Annotated in this window: 19 protein-coding genes and 1 pseudogene; 8 read left to right on the top strand and 12 right to left on the bottom strand. The window is 69.5% G+C overall.

The window, feature by feature from the left end; all coding sequences use genetic code 11:
• The 3 genes and pseudogenes from HKK74_RS35440 to HKK74_RS35430 all read right to left on the bottom strand — a co-directional run.
• Positions 1–509 (bottom strand): annotated as a pseudogene (locus HKK74_RS35440) (IS200/IS605 family accessory protein TnpB-related protein); the annotation flags it as partial.
• Positions 502–1077: an IS607 family transposase gene (locus HKK74_RS35435; protein ID WP_187247789.1), complete on the bottom strand. Its 576-nt coding sequence runs from the start codon at positions 1075–1077 to the stop codon at positions 502–504. The pseudogene HKK74_RS35440 and the gene HKK74_RS35435, both read right to left, overlap by 8 nt.
• A 1-nt stretch (position 1078) precedes the next feature.
• Positions 1079–1492, bottom strand: a complete 414-nt coding sequence (locus HKK74_RS35430; protein WP_187247788.1) for a hypothetical protein — start codon at positions 1490–1492, stop codon at positions 1079–1081.
• Positions 1493–1698: 206 nt separating this feature from the next.
• Between HKK74_RS35430 and HKK74_RS35425 the strand changes: the two genes are divergently transcribed.
• From HKK74_RS35425 to HKK74_RS35415, 3 genes are all read left to right on the top strand, one after another.
• Positions 1699–2304 (top strand): MFS transporter, encoded by a 606-nt coding sequence (locus HKK74_RS35425; protein ID WP_187247787.1) that lies wholly within the window; start codon positions 1699–1701, stop codon positions 2302–2304.
• 78 nt (positions 2305–2382) lie between these two features.
• On the top strand, positions 2383–3108 hold the full coding sequence (locus tag HKK74_RS35420) for a YcnI family copper-binding membrane protein (protein WP_187247786.1): 726 nt from the start codon (positions 2383–2385) through the stop codon (positions 3106–3108).
• Positions 3105–3623 carry a copper resistance CopC family protein gene (locus HKK74_RS35415; RefSeq protein WP_312882104.1) on the top strand — a complete coding sequence of 173 codons (519 nt, stop codon included), beginning with the start codon at positions 3105–3107 and terminating at the stop codon, positions 3621–3623. The genes HKK74_RS35420 and HKK74_RS35415 overlap by 4 nt, the downstream gene beginning before the upstream one ends.
• 124 nt (positions 3624–3747) lie before the next feature.
• Here HKK74_RS35415 and HKK74_RS35410 read toward each other — a convergent pair whose 3' ends face one another.
• From HKK74_RS35410 to HKK74_RS35400, 4 genes are all read right to left on the bottom strand, one after another.
• Positions 3748–4512 (bottom strand): crotonase/enoyl-CoA hydratase family protein, encoded by a 765-nt coding sequence (locus tag HKK74_RS35410; RefSeq protein WP_187247785.1) that lies wholly within the window; start codon positions 4510–4512, stop codon positions 3748–3750.
• A 91-nt stretch (positions 4513–4603) separates the two neighbouring features.
• Positions 4604–5197 (bottom strand): HdeD family acid-resistance protein, encoded by a 594-nt coding sequence (locus HKK74_RS35405; protein WP_246492301.1) that lies wholly within the window; start codon positions 5195–5197, stop codon positions 4604–4606.
• Positions 5198–5406: 209 nt separating this feature from the next.
• A complete protein-coding gene (locus HKK74_RS41705; protein ID WP_312882102.1) occupies positions 5407–5508 on the bottom strand; it encodes a pyridoxine 5'-phosphate oxidase C-terminal domain-containing protein in 102 nt (33 codons plus the stop codon).
• 100 nt (positions 5509–5608) lie between these two features.
• Entirely contained in the window at positions 5609–6052 is a 444-nt protein-coding gene (locus HKK74_RS35400) for a pyridoxine/pyridoxamine 5'-phosphate oxidase (protein ID WP_312882101.1), read from the bottom strand.
• Positions 6053–6117: 65 nt separating this feature from the next.
• Here HKK74_RS35400 and HKK74_RS35395 point away from each other — a divergent pair, with 65 nt between their 5' ends.
• Entirely contained in the window at positions 6118–6357 is a 240-nt protein-coding gene (locus HKK74_RS35395) for a hypothetical protein (protein WP_187247783.1), read from the top strand.
• Positions 6358–6406: 49 nt separating this feature from the next.
• Here HKK74_RS35395 and HKK74_RS35390 read toward each other — a convergent pair whose 3' ends face one another.
• Positions 6407–6979 (bottom strand): YwqG family protein, encoded by a 573-nt coding sequence (locus tag HKK74_RS35390; RefSeq protein WP_187247782.1) that lies wholly within the window; start codon positions 6977–6979, stop codon positions 6407–6409.
• Positions 6980–7261: 282 nt separating this feature from the next.
• Positions 7262–7846, bottom strand: coding sequence for an SLATT domain-containing protein (locus HKK74_RS35385; RefSeq protein ID WP_187247781.1), 585 nt, complete (start codon positions 7844–7846; stop codon positions 7262–7264).
• 955 nt (positions 7847–8801) lie between these two features.
• Between HKK74_RS35385 and HKK74_RS40565 the strand changes: the two genes are divergently transcribed.
• The 3 genes from HKK74_RS40565 to HKK74_RS35370 all read left to right on the top strand — a co-directional run bounded on the left by HKK74_RS40565 (position 8802) and on the right by HKK74_RS35370 (position 12383).
• Positions 8802–10097 (top strand): sensor histidine kinase, encoded by a 1296-nt coding sequence (locus tag HKK74_RS40565; RefSeq protein WP_187247780.1) that lies wholly within the window; start codon positions 8802–8804, stop codon positions 10095–10097.
• Entirely contained in the window at positions 10061–10705 is a 645-nt protein-coding gene (locus HKK74_RS35375; protein ID WP_187247779.1) for a response regulator, read from the top strand. Before HKK74_RS40565 ends, HKK74_RS35375 begins: the two co-directional genes overlap by 37 nt.
• Before the next feature lie 1093 nt (positions 10706–11798).
• Positions 11799–12383 (top strand): dihydrofolate reductase family protein, encoded by a 585-nt coding sequence (locus HKK74_RS35370; RefSeq protein ID WP_187247794.1) that lies wholly within the window; start codon positions 11799–11801, stop codon positions 12381–12383.
• 333 nt (positions 12384–12716) lie between these two features.
• Here HKK74_RS35370 and HKK74_RS35365 read toward each other — a convergent pair whose 3' ends face one another.
• From HKK74_RS35365 to HKK74_RS35355, 3 genes are all read right to left on the bottom strand, one after another.
• Complete coding sequence (locus HKK74_RS35365) at positions 12717–13724, bottom strand: RNA polymerase subunit sigma-70 (protein WP_187247778.1); 1008 nt, start codon at positions 13722–13724, stop codon at positions 12717–12719.
• Between the two features lie 190 nt (positions 13725–13914).
• Positions 13915–14418, bottom strand: coding sequence for a hypothetical protein (locus tag HKK74_RS35360; protein ID WP_187247777.1), 504 nt, complete (start codon positions 14416–14418; stop codon positions 13915–13917).
• A 31-nt stretch (positions 14419–14449) separates the two neighbouring features.
• Complete coding sequence (locus HKK74_RS35355; RefSeq protein WP_312882099.1) at positions 14450–15268, bottom strand: SAM-dependent methyltransferase; 819 nt, start codon at positions 15266–15268, stop codon at positions 14450–14452.
• A gap of 173 nt (positions 15269–15441) precedes the next feature.
• Between HKK74_RS35355 and HKK74_RS35350 the strand changes: the two genes are divergently transcribed.
• Positions 15442–16839, top strand: coding sequence for a vWA domain-containing protein (locus HKK74_RS35350; RefSeq protein WP_187247776.1), 1398 nt, complete (start codon positions 15442–15444; stop codon positions 16837–16839).
• The last annotated feature ends 26 nt before the right edge of the window (positions 16840–16865 follow it).

The following is a 16865-nucleotide window of genomic DNA, read 5'->3' as shown; positions in this document are numbered from 1 at the left end:
GAGACACGCCCGGCCTCACGCTCGGCACGCACCTGCTCGTACCTGGTCTCCAAAATCGCCAGCCGCCGCGTCTTGACGAACCACTCGTGCGCGGACCGGTAGCCGCCGGGCCGGCGGTTGCCGCCCTTCTGTCCGGCCGGCAGGGACAGGCGGTGCCGGATCGTACGGATATCGGCATCCAAAGACTCCAGATGCGCCCATTGAGCGCGGCGAGACAGGCCCCACTGGTCATGGGTGTTGGAGGTGACCGACCCGGCCCACCGCGACGACGACTCGAAGGTCAGGTCCCGCTTGCGCTCGGCCCACGTGTCAGTGGAGTGCTCCAGGCCGTCGGAACAGCGTCGGGCCAGATCACGGGACGCCAGGCGGCCCATGTGCGCGCCGACCAGCCGCAACACCTTGTCGTCCTCGGACGTCAAGCCCTTGAGCCGGTCCCGTACCGAGACACCGGACGGACCGCCGGCGACGAACGGACGGGCAATCTGCCGCAGCGTCTTCTTCTCAGCCATGCTCGGCGGCCTCCAAGGCCTTGCGGGCACGGCTTCTCGCCGACCGGCGGCCATACAGGCGGGCGCAGAACGAGGTCAGGATCTCGACCATGTCCCGCACCAGATCGTCCTCGACTTCGCCCTCATCCAGGACGACGAGACGGCGGCCGGTCGCCGACAGCGCGGCTTCGACCAGTTCCACGTTCATGCGGCCGAGGCGGTCTTTGTGTTCCACGACGACCACGGTCACCTCCGGGTCCGCCAGCAGACGACGGGCCTTGGACCGGCCACCGTTCATGCCCGAGCCGATCTCGGATTCCACCCGGACCACGCCGTGACCGGCCTTGGTCGCCCACTCCACAAGCCGGGCGGTCTGCCGCTCAAGATCTGTTTTCTGGTCATGCGAGGTGACCCGCGCATACAGGCCGACGCCCTCGGTCTTCTGCGGCGCGGTATTCGCCTCGATGTTCACCAGGATCGTGCGCGGCCCCACGCGTTCCGCAGGGACCGGCAACGTACCCTCACGGAACCAGCGATACGCCGTGCGCGGCGCAATCCCTTGCGCCCTGGCCCATTCCGTCAGGTTCACATCAAGAACACACGACACTCGTGAAATCTAAACGACACTTATGGACACTCACAGCCGAATAGTTGAACCCCTGCTCGATCAGCCCGGTGACGTCGAACAGCGCGGGATCCAGCATCTTCCCGACCCGCGGTGCCACGTCGGCGGGAAGGACCCGGATGCTTCCGTCGGGCCGGATGGAGGTGGCGAACGCCGTGCTCCGGCGCCCCTCACCAGGGGTGACGGACACCGTGGGGACCTTGCCGGCATTCGTACGGACCCGGACGACGTCACCGGTGACCAGCGTGACGGTCCATGACTTCCCGGCCGGCAGCCGGTCCACCGAACCATCGGGAGGATCGGCGTGGGCGGGGGGCGCCGCGCCGAGAGCGGTGGCGGCCAGCAGGCCGGCCACCGTCAGACGGAGGGTTCTTCTCAAGGGAGCTCCTTCTCCATGAAAGCGTCTCCCCATAGATCACCCGATCCCCCCGCGATCTTTCCCGGCCGTACGGGCGACGCCGCACCGGTGGTCAGTGGGCCGATCACCGCAGACGGTCTCTCGAACCGGCCGCAGATCGGCGGTGGCCATATTTTTCGAGGAGGTGGCTCCCGGCATCCGCCATCAGCTGCAATCATGAGCGCGTCATGGCGATTCGTCCGTTCTTGCGTCTCGGCCGCGCGGGTGTCTTCTCGGCGGTGTGCGTCACGCTGGCCGCCACGGGTCACGCCCTCGTCTCCGGGGCTCCGGTCGCGCCTTGGGCGGTCGCCGTGGGCTTCGCGGGGGTCGTGGCGCTGTCGCTGACCCTGGCGGGCCATGAACGGGCCTTCCCGACGATCCTCGGCGGACTGCTCGGCGGGCAGTTCATGCTGCACGTCCTGTTCTCCGCCGCCGAACCGGAGACGTCCGCACCGGCGTCGGCCGCGGCGCACGCCGGCCATCAACTCACGGCGTTGGCGGCGCACCGTCCCGGTCTCAGCATGATGCTGGCGCACTACGCCGCGGCGCTGCTGGTCGCCCTGTGGCTGCGGCGCGGTGAGCGCGCGGTGTGGGCGCTGACCCGGCAGGTGGCGGCACTGGCCGCCCGGCCCGCCCGGGGACTGCTCGCCGCCGCCCGTACGACTTCGATCACCGGACCCGTCCGCGTCCCCGTGACGGTGACCCCCACCGCCCGGCCGATCGGGCGGATGTTGCGGCACGCCGTGTCGCGTCGCGGTCCTCCGCTGCGTTCGAAGGCGCTCTCACCGGCCTGAGCGCCGTCCGCCGCCGGTTCCCGGATGAGGGGACCGGTCTGTCATCACGTCCGTGATCGGTTCGAACGGAGCATCTCCATGTCGTCATCTCGTCGTATCCGCACCGCCCGCCCCCTCTCCAGAGCCGCCGCCGTGGCCGGGCTCGCCACCGTCGCCCTCCTCGGCGTCGCCACGGCCGCCTCCGCGCACGTCACCGTCAATCCGCGCACCGCCGAGCAGGGCACCTACACCAAGGTCGCCTTCCGGGTGCCCAACGAGCGTGACGACGCGGGCACCACCAAGCTGCGGGTCGACCTGCCGCTGGACCACCCCGTCGCGTCCGTCTCGGTACGCCCGCTGCCCGGCTGGACGGCCAAGGTGGAGAAGAAGAAACTGCCCACCCCCGTCAAGGTGGGCGACAGCGAGCTCACCGAGGCGGTCGCAACGATCACCTGGTCCGGCGGCCGGATCGATCCCGGTCAGTTCCAGGAGTTCGACGTCTCCATGGGGCCGCTGCCGACCGACACCGACCGCATGATGTTCAAGGCGCAGCAGACCTATTCCGGCGGCGAGGTCGTCCGGTGGGACCAGGACCCCGCGGGAGGGCAGGAGCCCGAGCACCCGGCACCGGTACTGACGCTGACGCCCAAGGGCGCCCCCGCGACCCAGCCGGCCGCCGCCAAGGGGCCGACCGTCATGGCGCACGACTCCGAGACGGCGAGCGACGGGACCGCCCGGCTGCTGGGCGGGGCCGGCCTCGCCCTCGGGCTGATCGGGCTGGCCCTCGGAGGCTTCGGCCTGAGCCGCGGGCGGAGCCGGTCGTGAAACGGTCCTGGGCGTCGTTGGCGGCGGTGGCGCTGGTGCTCTGCACCGCCACGCCCGCCGACGCGCACACGACGCTGAAAGAGGCGACGCCCAGGCCCGGGTCGACCGTCACTCCCCCATCGCGCGTGGTGTTGACCTACAACGACGCGGTGATCCTGCCCCAGGTCGTCGTGACCGACACGGCCGGTCGGCGGCACGAGGCCGGTCGTCCACAGGCTGTGGACAACAAGGTCACCCAGCAGCTCGGCGGGCCGCTGGCCTCCGGCGTCTACCAGGTCGGCTGGCGGGTCGTCGCCGCGGACGGGCATCCCGTCACGGGCGAATACCGCTTCACCGTCCAGGGCGGCCCCACCGCCGGCGCGGCCGCACCCACGGCCACGACGTCCGCCCGGCCGGGGGCGGCGGAACCCGTCTCGGGTTCCTCGGCCACCACATGGTGGTGGGTCGCACTGGGCGCGGTCCTCGCCGCGCTCGTCGCGGGCGCGATCGCCCTCGTCAGACGGCGTTCGGACTGAGACGCTCAGGCTGACGCAGCCGCCGGACGCCGCCACCCGCGGGCCGGGAAGCCCACCCAGCAGCACGGGCACCCGGCCCGCGGTCGTCCGCGCCGGAGCCCGGCCTGACCGGGCTCCGGCGGCGTCAGATCGCGCTGAAGTCGCCGTGGCGGCCGGCGCCGGCGGCGAACCGTGCCGCACCCTCGACCGCCTCGGTGAGCGCGGCCCTGCCGTGCCGCAGTTCGCCCGCCATCGCCACCTCCTCGGCCAGTCCGTGCTGCTCCAGCACCGACATCCGGTCGCCGCGCATGCAGATCTGCGGGAACCGGGCGATGTCCGCGGCGAGCCGTTCGGCCGCCTCCCTCCCCTGCCCCACCGGTACGACCCGGTTGGCGAGCCCGATGTCGTGGGCCTCGCGCGCGCCGACCGGCCGGCCGGTGAGGATCAGGTCCGTGGCGCGGCTCTCACCGATGAGCCGCGGCAGCCGTACGGTGCCGCCGTCGATGAGGGGTACGCCCCAGCGCCGGCAGAAGACCCCGAACACAGCGTCCTCTTCGGCCACCCGCAGGTCGCACCACAGGGCGAGTTCGAGCCCGCCCGCGACGGCGTGCCCGCTGATCGCGGCGATGACCGGCTTGGAGAGGCGCATCCGGCTCGGCCCCATGGGACCGTAACCGTCGTCGGTGATCTCGTTGCCGCGGTCGGTGTCGAGCGCCTTGAGGTCCGCGCCCGCGCAGAACGTGCCGCCCTCCCCCCACAGCACCGCGACGGACGCGTCGTGGTCGTCGTCGAACTCCTCGAACGCGCGGGCCAGGGCCCGGGCGGTCGGCCCGTCGACCGCGTTGCGGACGTCCGGGCGGGACAGGACGACGGTGGTGACGGGTCCTCTGTGTTCGGTGCGCACGGCCATCGGCATTGATCCTCCCGTTCGGTCCGTCCAGTATCCACAGCGCCGGTGACCGCCCGGTCGCGTCGCGGCGGGACGGTCCGGGCGGTGGTGGCTACAGCGGCGAGGCGGCGGGACCGCCAGTGGGGCCGTGCGCGAGGGGCCGTCCGCACCTGCGCATCCGCAGGCCCGCGGAGATCAGCAGTACGCCGAAGATGATCGCGTAGATCCCGATGAGCCAGGCCACCGCCACCGCGCCCGAGGCCGGCCAGAACAGGACCATCGCTCCGAACAGCACCGAGACCGCGCCGGTGATCAAATGGATCCATTCGCCCGGTAGTTCCTTGCGCAGCCGGATGGCGGCCACGACCTGGAAGGCCCCGGTGACGAGGGCCCAGGCGCCGATGAGGATGGTCAGCGCGAAGAGCGTCGCCCCCGGCAAGAAGAACGTGATGATCCCGATCAGGACTCCGGCGAGCGCCCCGAGGATCAGCGGAATGCGCTCGGTGCCCTTCGCGCGGACGGCGGCCAGCGCGGCGAAGACGCCGTCGACGAACGCGTAGGCGCCGAACACGATGGCGAGCACCAGGAGGGTGATGCCCGGCCAGATCAGGGCGAGGATGCCGAAGGTGATCGCCAGGACGCCGCGCACCACGAGCGCCCACCATTGCCGGGTGACGTTCTCGAGGACGCGTTCATTCAACTTCATCTGCTCGCCCTTCATCTGGCCGCCAGGGACGGCGGGGCCGCAGGGGACGCCTGATCGGTTCCTCACCACCACCACGGCCGGCCAACACCATGAAAGGCCCAGATATGGCTAAACAGCGCCTTAGCTGCACTTAGGTAACAAACCCTATAAAGGATCAAGCCCCTACCTGCGGGGATAGGAGGGCCTGTGACCTGCGGTTACACAGCTGCCTACGGCCACAACATCTGCTTCGTCCAGCCCTCGGCAGACAACCGGTAAACGAGACGGACGTGCCGTCGCTGCTTATCCCCCTGCCAGAACTCGACGGTCACAGGGCGCACTGCATGCAGCGCCCATCCTGGCGCCACCAGCCCAGGGTCACCCTCGAGCCGGACGAGTGATTCCTTTACAGCCGAGTCCCGGGTCGCCAGATCAACAAGCGGCTGGGACTGTCGGCCAAGCAAAAGCCTCAGCCCGTGCTCCCGCACCACGCGCGAGGAAATCCGCCGCACTCAGCTCCGCGTCCTCACGCACCACCGGCCCACGCACCCGTACCTGACGGGCGAGCGACGCCCAGTAGAAGGTCAGCGCCGCATAGGGACGCTCGGCAAGTTCACGGCCCTTTGCGCTGCCCGCGTTCGAGGCGAACTGCCAGCCCCTCGCACTCACGTCCTTGAGGATCAGTACACGGGCCGCCGGGTCTCCATCCGCACCTGCTGTCGCCAGCGTCATGGCATGCGGCTCCCGGACACCCGCCCGCAACGCCTCCAGCAGCCACTCGACGAAAAGCTCGACCGGACTGCCCGGAGCCCCCGAAGGATCGAACTCCGGCAACTCACCCGCAAAGACCTCGATATCCCGAAGCAGCTGGCGCAAGTCCGTCGTGTTCCGCCCTCTTCAGCCATGATCAGTCACCCAAACCTAGCCTTCGACCGCCGGCCGTGGAGCACAGGGGCCAGTCCGGCGAGTTGGACGAGATCCTTGCCGATGCCGCCCGACTGCTGGACGCGGGATTCCCGGCAACCGCCCTGCTAGAGCTCACGGACGCCTTCCACGACGACTTCGACCGGTTCGCCCAGCTGCGCCCACCCTGGGCGCGCGCCTACCGCGACCTCAGCCGGCCACAACTCGCGGCTCGACTCGAACTCATGCTTCCGATGTATGAACGCCTCCAGAACTGAGGGCCCCGGCGCGCGGCCACGTGAGGACGAGGCCGTGGTCGCTGTCTCCTTAGGAGCATTGCCAAAGGAAGCGACCCTCCTTGCCGTCCGGCGAGACGAAGGCGTAACCGATCCCGCCATCGCCGAAGTTGAAGAAGAAAGGCGCTCCGTCCGTGAGCTGGACCACCAGCCGCCAGCCCCTCGGCGTGCCCGGCTGCTCCTCGCCCAGCAGCCAGTTCGGCTCGACGCCGGGTCCACCGAGGAACTGCCATGCGCCGTCTTTCCCCTCCGGCTCACGTGTGTGTGGCAGATGGTCCGTGCCTGCTGTGGGCCCCTCGGCCTGTGCCCGCATGGTCACGAAGCCTGGTATGCGGCCACCCGGCTGGATCACCAGCGCGTTCTCACCGCCCTTGGGCTCCCAGGTCCCGTCGATGTAGTCGTCACCACCACCGCTCATGAACAGAAAGGCGAGGCGGCCTCCGTCAAGCGCGAACTGACCCAGGAACCGCATGGGTTCACCGGTCTCACGCGAGAGCGGCCACTGTGGCTCCTCCAGCCAAACCGGCTGCCCGCCGATCTTGGTCACCGGCTCACGCACGGGGCCATCGGCGGAGACGAACTCAAGAGGGGCTGGCTGGGACATGGGCACTCCTTGCGGTTACATGGCGTACGTCCTGCCCGGGCCGTGCACCTGTTGGAGCCCGGTCTTGCAGACGGTCTCCAACAGCAGCAGCCGACCGGCCTGGGGGAGATGATCCCAGAACCGTCCGAGGACACCACGATCTTGGAACGAACACCGGTATTCACGTGAAAGTGCCTTCGGACTGGTGCGGACAGGACCTTCGACAGGTCCTATCCTCCCAGCTCAAGGCACTTTCGCGGCTAAACGATCAGATCCGTCCACCCCCTGGGCGAAAGCCCGGGGCTAGGAGGTCTGTTCGGCGACCGGGGGGCGGTCGAAGACGCTGACCACGTCGCTGATCCGGTCGAACATCGCGTCGTCGCCCAGGTCAGGGAAGATGCCCCGCTCGGCGCGGCGCTGTGCCCACCGTGGCGCGGGGAGCGCCGATCCGTTGGCGTTCTGCCAGCGTTCGGTGAGCTCTCCCAGGGTGTGCCGGGCCTGCTCGAAGGGCTGCCCGGGCAGATCGACCTGCCGCGCCTGGCGGGACAGCATCGCCACGGCCTGGAACGCCCTCGCGGCCTCCACGGCCTGGCTCTCCCGCCGGGCCGGCCCGACCACGCTCAGCACGGTGGCGAGCATCGCCGCGACCAGGGCGAGCGTTCCCGAGCACACCGCGAACCGCGGGGCGGCCAGCATGACGCTGCCCGCCACACCGGCGGTGAGGACGGCGAACGTGCCGAGCCATACGTGCGCCGCCCGCCAGATCTTGACGGTCTCGGCCTGGCCCCGGGCCGCGCAGGCGCAGTTCTCCTCGATCCGGCGCAGCTCGGCGCCGACCGCCATCCGCCACAGGGGATCGCCCTTCACGAGCACGTCATTCTTGGCCATGGTCCACGCAGTCCCGCTCGTCTCTTGATTACCACGCGAATCAATCAGCGTTTCATTGCCGTCATCAACAGCCGCAACCAACCCATGACCCCTCTTGACCAGGCTATTGGGATGACCACCCATCGATCACCGAGTCGCGGTACCCGGAATCGCTCTCTTGCCGGTGCCCGACCGGCGGGCTACCGTCCCGCTGCGACACCGCCTGCCCTCGGAAAGCCTCTTCTTCCCGTAAATGGATGCCTGGAATGTCTGCCGGTCGTCACCCGACCATCGGGTTCGTCACCGCGAACATCCGTTCGCGCATGCGCGTGCCGCCTGCGTCCGTGGGCGCACGGCGACCGGATGGCCCACAGGAGCGGCGTTGAGTCGTGGCGTGTCGGGGTCTCCGGGCGAGACTTGACCCCGACACGCCACGAGTCAACGAAAGGAGCGGGGGGCGCCGGTGCACCGGCGGCCACGGCGGTGGCGAGAGCGGCCATGCCCGCCGGGCGGATCCGCTTGATGGACCTTCTCATGAGCTGGTTCTCCGTTCTGAGGGGGTGGCTTGCGGAGAGGACGCAAGGTGCGTCGAGGTTGCGTCGGAGTCCCCCGGCGTCCCCAGGTCGGATCACCTCCTGCGGTGCTCGCCCCCGCACGATTCGGCACGTGCCCCCAGCGGCTGTCCCGCCGCACCGTGACGGTAGGCGAAGGGGCGTGGACGATCGTGCGCACCGTGTGGACGATTGCGCCCTGCCGCAGGACCGCGAGGTCGTGGTGGACCGGTCGTAGTGGAACCGGTCGTGGTGGACCTAGATACACCCCGCACCGGGGGGTCACGGCCAATGCGTTCCGCCGGCCCGCTCGCCACACTGAAATCCGACGAACAGCGACAGGCGAGCGCCGACCGGGCGAGCGACCACGGGTGAGGGGCGTACGGATGAGCGGCGACGGGCAGGGCACTGTGACGAGAAAACCGATGACCGCGGACATTCTGGAGAAGGCCAGAGAAGGCGGCGTCGCGGCGAGGCGCGGGTTCGCGCTGTACGTCCTGAGCACGACCGCCGGACTGGCGCTGTTCTGCGCGACCGTGCTGACGATCGCTCTCATCGGGCTCGGCATCGGGGTCGTTCTGCTGCCCACCGCCGCGTCGGCGGTGCGCCGTCTCGCCGATTTCACCCGGGACCTCACCGGACGCTGGTCGGGCACGCCGATCGCACGGCCGTACCGGCCTCGTCCCGTACCCGAGCCCGGTTTCGCCGGCCAGTGGCAGCAGTGTCAGTGGGCGCTCACCGACAAGGCGTTCTGGCGGGACCTGCTGTGGATGTTCACCAACCCGGTCGTCGCCGGCTTCACGGCACTGCTGCCCGCCGCCTTCATCTCCGAGGGGCTGTACGGCCTGATGCTGGCGGGCGGCCTGTGGCGACCGATCCTGAACGCCGGCGGCACGGAGTGGTACACCTTCCTGCCGGTCACCGACGACCGCACCGCACTGTTGGCCGGGGCGCTCGGCGTGGTGTACGTCGCGGTCGGCCTGCAGAATGGCTCGCGGCTGCTCGGCATGGACATCTGCTTCACCCGGCTGCTGCTCGCGCCGAACGCCGAGGCCGAGTTGGCGCTGCGCGTACGGCACCTGACCGAGACCCGGTCGGACGCCGTGGACACCCAGGCCGACGAGCTGCGCCGGATCGAGCGTGACCTGCACGACGGCGCGCAGGCCCGCCTGGTCGCGATGGGCATGAGCCTGGGAGCGATCGAGCATCTCCTCGATCGTGATCCGGAGAAGGCCAGGGTCCTGCTGGCCGAGGCCCGTGAGTCGTCGGCCACCGCGCTGCGAGAGCTGCGCGACCTGGTCCGCGGCATCCATCCGCCGGTACTCGCCGACCGTGGCCTGGGCGACGCCGTCCGAGCCCTGGCGCTCGACCTGCCGATGCGCATCGAGGTCAACATAGACCTGCCGGACCGGCTCGACGCACCGGTGGAGTCGGCCGCCTACTTCGCGGTCTCGGAGCTGCTGGCGAACGCGTCCAAGCATTCGGGCGCGCAGCGCGTCTGGATCGACATCCGGCACGCGAACGACGTCCTGCACGTCATCGTCACCGACGACGGGATCGGCGGCGCCTCGCCGGCGAACGGCACGGGGCTCCGCGGGATCGAGCGCCGCATCGGTACATTCGACGGAGTCCTCGCCCTGAACAGTCCCCAGGGCGGCCCCACGATCGTGACCTTGGAGTTGCCGTGCGCGTCGTCCTCGCCGAGGACCTCGTCCTCCTGAGGGATGGGCTGGTCCGCCTGCTCGAGGCGCATGACTTCGAGATCGTCGCCGCCGTCGCGGACGGGCCGTCGCTGCTCACCGCCCTGGTCGAGCAGCGGCCCGACGTGGCGGTCGTGGACGTACGGCTGCCGCCGTCCTTCACCGACGAGGGGCTCCAGGCGGCGCTACGGGCCCGCCGCGAGGTACCCGGCCTGCCGGTACTCGTCCTCTCGCAGTACGTGGAGCAGCTGTACGCCCGCGAGCTGCTGGCCGACGGCAGCGGAGCGGTCGGCTACCTGCTGAAGGACCGGGTGTTCGACTCGGCCCAGTTCGTCGACGCCGTACGCCGCGTCGCGGCGGGCGGCACCGTGATGGACCCGGAAGTGATCTCCCGGCTGCTGGCCGGTGGTGCCCGCGAGGAGCCGGTCACCCGGCTGAGCCCGCGTGAGCTGGAGGTGCTCGCGCTGATGGCCGAGGGCCGTTCGAACGCCGCCATCGCGCAGCGGCTCGTCGTCACCGAGCGGGCCGTCGCCAAGCACACCGCGAACATCTTCACCAAGCTCGACCTCGTGGTCTCCGAGGACGACAACCGCCGGGTGCTCGCCGTGCTCGCCTATCTCAACCGCTGACGGGTCCCTCCACCGCCGCCCCCCACCCGATCCCGGCCCTCACAGGGGGCGGCCGGTGTCAGCCGCGGTCTCATATCTCGTCCCCAACGCCGCCACCCCGGGCGGGATCTCTGGTAGGAGACGAGCCACGTGATGGTCTCGGCGTCGCCGGCCCGCTGACGCAGCGTCCAGCCGGGCCCGAGCCGGGCGGCCATGTCGAGCTCTTTCACCGGGGGCTAGGGCCAGCGGAAGCCCGCCGTGGCGACCGCGGTCATCAGCGAGACCAGCCCGGCGGCCAGTCCACCGGACAGTCCCCACGCCGCGGCCTCGATGATTCCCATGCGCCGAACGTAACCGCTAGAACCCGTCCCCGTACGGGCAAACTCCCATGCCCTTTCGGTGAGTTCGCGCCACCCGGACGCCCGTACCGGTCGGTGCAGCCGCTACGCGGCGAGCGCGGCGTAGGCGGTCGAGCGTCCGATCTTGAGGGTGCGGGCGGCCTCGGTGACCGAGACGCCCTTGTCGATCAGGTCGCGGAGCGCGGCCAGTTCGGCAGGGCCGATCGCGGGGGGGCCGGCCGATGTGCTTTTTGCCGGGGAGCATCCGGCCCTCGGCCTGGCGGCGCTTGGCGGCGGCCGAGGCGCTCGGCCGGTGGCAGGCCGAACGCGACCCGCCGGGCGCAGACCTGGAGGCCGGCGATGACCGGGCCGGACTACGCGGTGGCCCAGTAGCGGCCCCACGCAAGGTGCTGGACCCCACTGACCCTTCAGTAGCAGGCGCTGAAAACAACGCTTAGCTGCGTCGGCGCTGGTAGAGAGGTAGGTACTCGCGGATCTTGCGGCGCACGTGCGGCCGCTGGTCGCCGAGCGAGATGCCCAGCGTCGGGAACTGCTTGGCGATCTCCAGCGCGGTGACAGGGCACGGTGCTGTAGCTGTGTGACCAGGCGTTTGCGAGGGTGAAATCGAGATCCGGTCGGTGGTGCTCGAGCCCGCCGAGTACGCCGTGCTGAGTCCGGAACGCGAGGACTACCTGCGGACGCAGATCGCGCACCGATTAGGTTTCCGCGCCGCGCCCGTCTGTACGTGTGAGATCGACTCACGAGAGGCTGGCATGATGCGGAAACTGATCTTCGGCATGAATGTGACCCTGGACGGCTACATCGCCGCGCCCGGCGACGACCTCGGCTGGAGTGGGGGTGAGGGACCGGACTCGTCGTCGAGCGACGAGCTGTTCCAGTGGTGGTCCGACCGGGTGGGGGCGACCGGCCTGGCGCTGTACGGGCGCAAGCTGTGGGAGGCGATGAGTTCCCAATGGCCGACCGCTGACCAGCAGCCTGGCGCTACCCCGGCGGAGATCGAGTTCGCCCGCCGCTGGCGGGACATGCCGAAGGTGGTGTTCTCCTCGACGATCGACAAGGTCGACTGGAACACCCGCCTGGTCACCGGCGACGCGGTCGCCGAGATCACCCGGCTCAAGGCCGAGGACGGCGGCCCGATGGACATCGTCGGCGCCACACTCGCCGCAGCGGCCATGCGGGCCGGGCTGATCGACGAGTACGTGCTGGTCACCTACCCGGTCCTGGTGGGCGGCGGCACGCCGTTCTTTACGGCGCTGGACAGCTGGGTGAACCTGAACCTGGTCGAGACGCGGACATTTCCCGGCGGCGTGCTGCTGACCCGATACGAGACGAGGCGATGAGCAAGAGCCAAATGCTCGGCTCGTAAGGCCAGATCGAAATCCTTCCTGGCGTGCTCACCGTGACCCTCGGCTATGAGGGAACCCTTCCCCGGGCCCTTCCTTGCGTTCCGAGTGAGCTGTTGACCGACACCGACTCTCCGGAGATGAGGACGACGGCGTCGTTGATCGTGACGATGTCCTTCGGGGATAAAGATGCCCCGCCGGCGTTGCCGGCGGGGCGCTGGTGTTCGCGTTGCCGCGTTGGTGTTCAGCTGGTCGGGGTGCTCATTCCGCGGTGACTTCGGTGACGGCGGCCCGCGCGCTGGACTCGTCGACGGTGGGGACTTCGTGTGATCACAGTGTCGGGGGCAGGTCCAGCCATGGTTTGTCGGTGGCGTCGAAGCCGGTGAGTTCGGCGATCTTCCCGTCGACGATGTGCAGGACCGCGATGGCAAATAGCCGGTACTCCGGGTCGTCGGGGGTGCGGAGGTACAGCACGGCGGCAGGCATGCGGTTGACCGTCGTGGTGATACAGCGCCAGTCGTCGTGGCCGCGCTGGAAGAGCCCACCGGAGACCCAGCCGTCCACCGCGTCCTTGGCCGTGATGACCGAGGTTCCCGGCTCGGGCAGCATCGCGAAGCGCAGGTCGTCGCGCAGTAGGGACATCAGCCCGTCGAGGTCGTTGCGCTCATGGGCGTCGATATACGACTTCACCACGCCCCGCTCGTCATTCGACAGCTCGTGCGTGGCGGGGCTCCGCCAATCGAGGCGGCGGTCGGGCAGCTGCTCGCGCATCGTCACACGCGCCCGCTGCAGTGCGCTGGTCACCGATGCGACGGTCAGCTCGAGGGCGTCGGCGGCCTTCGCCGCCGGCCAGCCGAGGACGTCGCGCAGGATGAACACCGCCCGCTGCCGCGGCGGCAGGTGCTGGACGGCGACGATGAACGCCAGCTCGATCGTCTCCCGCGCCACCACCGATTCCTGCGGGTCCTCCGGGAGCATCCGGTCGGGGTAGGGCTGCAGGTACAGCACCTCGGAACCGGGGTCCGGCAGCTCGGACGGTACGGGTGTGCGGTCGTTGCGCTTCTCCAGGAAGTCGAGGCAGGCGTTCGTCGCGATCCGGTACAGCCAGGTCCGCAGCGCAGCGTGACCCCTGAACGACTCCCGCTTCTTCCACGCCCGCAGGAACGTCTCCTGCGTCAGGTCCTGGGCATCCTCGTAGTTCGCGAGCATCCGGTAGCAGTGCACCTGCAGCTCACGCCGGTGGCGCTCCGTGATGAGTGCGAACCGCGCCGTGTCGCCTGAGCAGACCGCCGCGAGGAACGTGGCCTCGTCGGCGCCCAGCGGTCTGGTGTCGGTCATGGTCATCAATCCTTCCACCGGTGCGGAAACTAACAGAACTGACGACGTGGCGGAGGATTTCTGATCGGTGAAGCCGCTGACACCGGGCCGTTCGCCAGGCCAGATGGGTCGGGGTCGATCCAGGGAACGTGCTCCGGGTCGGGCACACCCTCGATGTCGAGGTGGGGCCAGCACGGCTAAGCTGCCGTCATCACCGGTGGGCCCCGGCGACCCGGCCGATGTTCAGTAGCAGTTCGGTGTGGACGGCGGCGATGACTTCCCGGATCTTCGGGGAGTGCCGCTCGCTCCAGCGGGTGATCGGCACGCCGGCCTTGAGGCTGTTGGGCCAGGCCCGGTACAGCCGGACGAACGACTGGAAGTGTGGGATCCCTTGGTCCTTGAGGGTCTTCCAGGCGTCAAGCACGTGGTCGGCGCCGACCTGGGGGTTGGCTTTGGTGACGACCACCGCATGGGGGATGCCGAGCTCTGCGACTCGGCGTGCGGTTCGCAGGGTGGGCAGGACGGACTCGGGTTCGTGGTCGTAGGGGATGAGCACGAAGGTGGAGGCCTTGACGATCTGGGAGAGGATGTCACGTCCTTCAAGGCTGCCCGGGCAGTCGACGAAGACGGTGTCGTACTGGCGCATCTGGCGTACGTCGGCGACCCGGTCCGGGTCGAGTTCGTGGATGACGTCGTAGCCGGGGGAGTCCATCACGGAGGTCAGGTCGTAGGCGTTGGCCTGAGGGTCAGTTCTTGCGGCCGACGCCGCCGACCACCCACACCGACGCCGGGTGAACTGTGGGCTCGCCGGGGTCGGGCCGCCACGCGGGCAGGTGCACGACTCCCGGCTCGACGAGGTCGAGCCCGTCGAAGTAGGGGTCGACCTCGGCCTTGGCCCGGGCGTTGCACCGCGGCTCACTCTCGTCGGTGTCCGTGCGGCGAAAGAGCTTCCAGAGATCCGCCGTCACGTCGGGGCAGATATCCGAGATCACATGGGCGATGGCGAGGTGACTCCCGGGGGACATGGCGTCCCGCAGCCGTTTGACGATCCCGGTCGCCACGTCGTCCTCATGGATCACGTGGAGCAGTGATATGAGCAGGAACGCGACCGGCTGCTTCAGATCTATCAGCGAGGTCAGGCCGGGGTGGGTGAGGATGTGCTCGACGTCGCGGGCGTCGGCCTGCACCACGCTGGTGTCGTCATTGCTGACCAGCAGCGCCTGGGCGTGTGCCACGACCACCGGATCGTTGTCCACGTAGACCACCCGCGAGCCGGGTGCCGCCGCCTGCGCTATCTCGTGGACGTTCCCACGGGTCGGCAGCCCGCAACCGATGTCGACGAACTGCCGGATGCCGGCCTGTGCCAGGAAGCGAACCATGCGCCCGAGGCATTTGCGGCTCTCGCGCATCAGCAACGGCAGGTTCGGGGCCACTTCCAGCACCTTCTCGGCGGCCTCCCGGTCGACGGCGAAGTTGTCCTTGCCACCGATGATGAAGTCGAGGACGCGAGCCTCGTTGGGAACCGTCGGATCGAAGCGAGGAAGTTCCCGTTTCGAAGACGCCACCATCATCCCCCAATCGATTTCCCCTCGAGGCTAACGTCAACTTCCCATACCGTCATACTGACGGCGCTGTTGCAGCAAGGTTGCAATCCTCTCTAAATCAACGTATGGCGCCCATTACTGTCAACCCGAAAAACCGCTGGAGATACGTCCGCGCGGCCGGAATGGTTGGGCACATGGCGTACGGAGACCGGGTCCGGCCGAGACTGCCGGTGGTGGAGCTGACCGACCGGCGCGCTCTCGAGCGGTGGCGGCCGGCCGACCCCGATACGGTCGAGGAGGCCCGGCGGCTGAAGGAACAGGCGCTGCTCGATCTCGGTATGACGCACAGCGCCATCGCGTCGTGGATCTACACGAAATGCCATCACCAGATCGCCACCACCGCCGTCGGCACCGCGGCGGTGCTCGCCTCGGGCGACGGCACCTGCGTGCTGCTCTACAACCCGGACTTCTTCGTCGCGCTGGGCCTGGAGGGCGTGCGGTTCGTCCTCTTCCACGAGGCCCGGCACCTGGTCCAGCGGCATCTGTTCGCCGACCGGGAGCTGCGCGAGGATCCGGTCTTCACCCTGGCGTGCGAGGTCACCATCAACCACGTCGCCAAAATGCGGCTGCGCGAGACCGGCCTGCCCACGATCGACGGCGAGCCGGTCGGCATCGATCCCGAGGAGATCCACCGGGCCTACCGCGCCGACCTCGACGCTCAAGGCGTCGGCTCACTCGACTTCGCGCAGTTCGTCGCCACCGACATGAGCGTTTACCGGGAGCTCGGCCGGATGCGGCATCCGCCCGTGCCCGGCCCGGCCTGCGTTCACGTGCTCCTGGACGACACCGGTCTCGACCAGGAGACGGTCGACCGCGTCACCTCCGACGTGCTGCGCAGCGTGCTCATCGCCGCCCGGCGTGGCAACGGCGCGGCCCGCGAAGAACTGCTCGACCTGCTGCGCCGCACCGAGGGCGCCGGTGAACGCGTCGACCGGCTGTGGGGCGATCTCGGCGCGCATGCCCTGCGCGGTGTCACCATGCCGACCCGGCGGGTCGACTGGTGGCAGCAGTGGCTGGTCGACGTGCTCGCATCCAAGCTGCGCGAGGGCGAGCGGCTCGTCTACCCGAAGAAGCGCGGCGCGCTCCTCGCGGCGCTCGGCCACGACCCCATGCTGGCCCGCCGAGGGCCCGAGCGGGTCAAGACCATCGTGATCGCGCTCGACACGTCCGGGTCCATGCCTGACCAGGTGGTCGAGTGGCTGACCGAGCTGGTCGGCCGGATCGACGGCGTCGAGGCGCACTGGCTGAGCTTCGACGCGGTGGTGATGCCGTTCCGGCCGGGCGAACGCGTGTACGGCGGGGGCGGCACGAACTTCGGTGTCGTCCGCGACTACGTCGAGGGTCGTCTCGCGGTGAAGGGCGAGCGCCTCGACGAGCACCCCGACGCGGTCATCATGGTCACCGACGGCCACGCAGCCCAGATGACCCCGGCCGAACCGGACAAATGGATCTGGCTGATCACTCCCGGCGGCGACGACTGGCCGGAGCGGCGGCACCCGCCGATGGCCTGCCACCGCGTGCGCTCCGCGTAGGCGCGGCCCGGCTGTGATCACTCACT

It is taken from the genome of Actinomadura alba, from assembly GCF_014323705.1.
GTDB lineage: Bacteria > Actinomycetota > Actinomycetes > Streptosporangiales > Streptosporangiaceae > Actinomadura_C > Actinomadura_C alba.
Note: the sequence above shows the minus strand (reverse complement) of the source record. Positions and strands in the feature narration are given on the sequence as shown.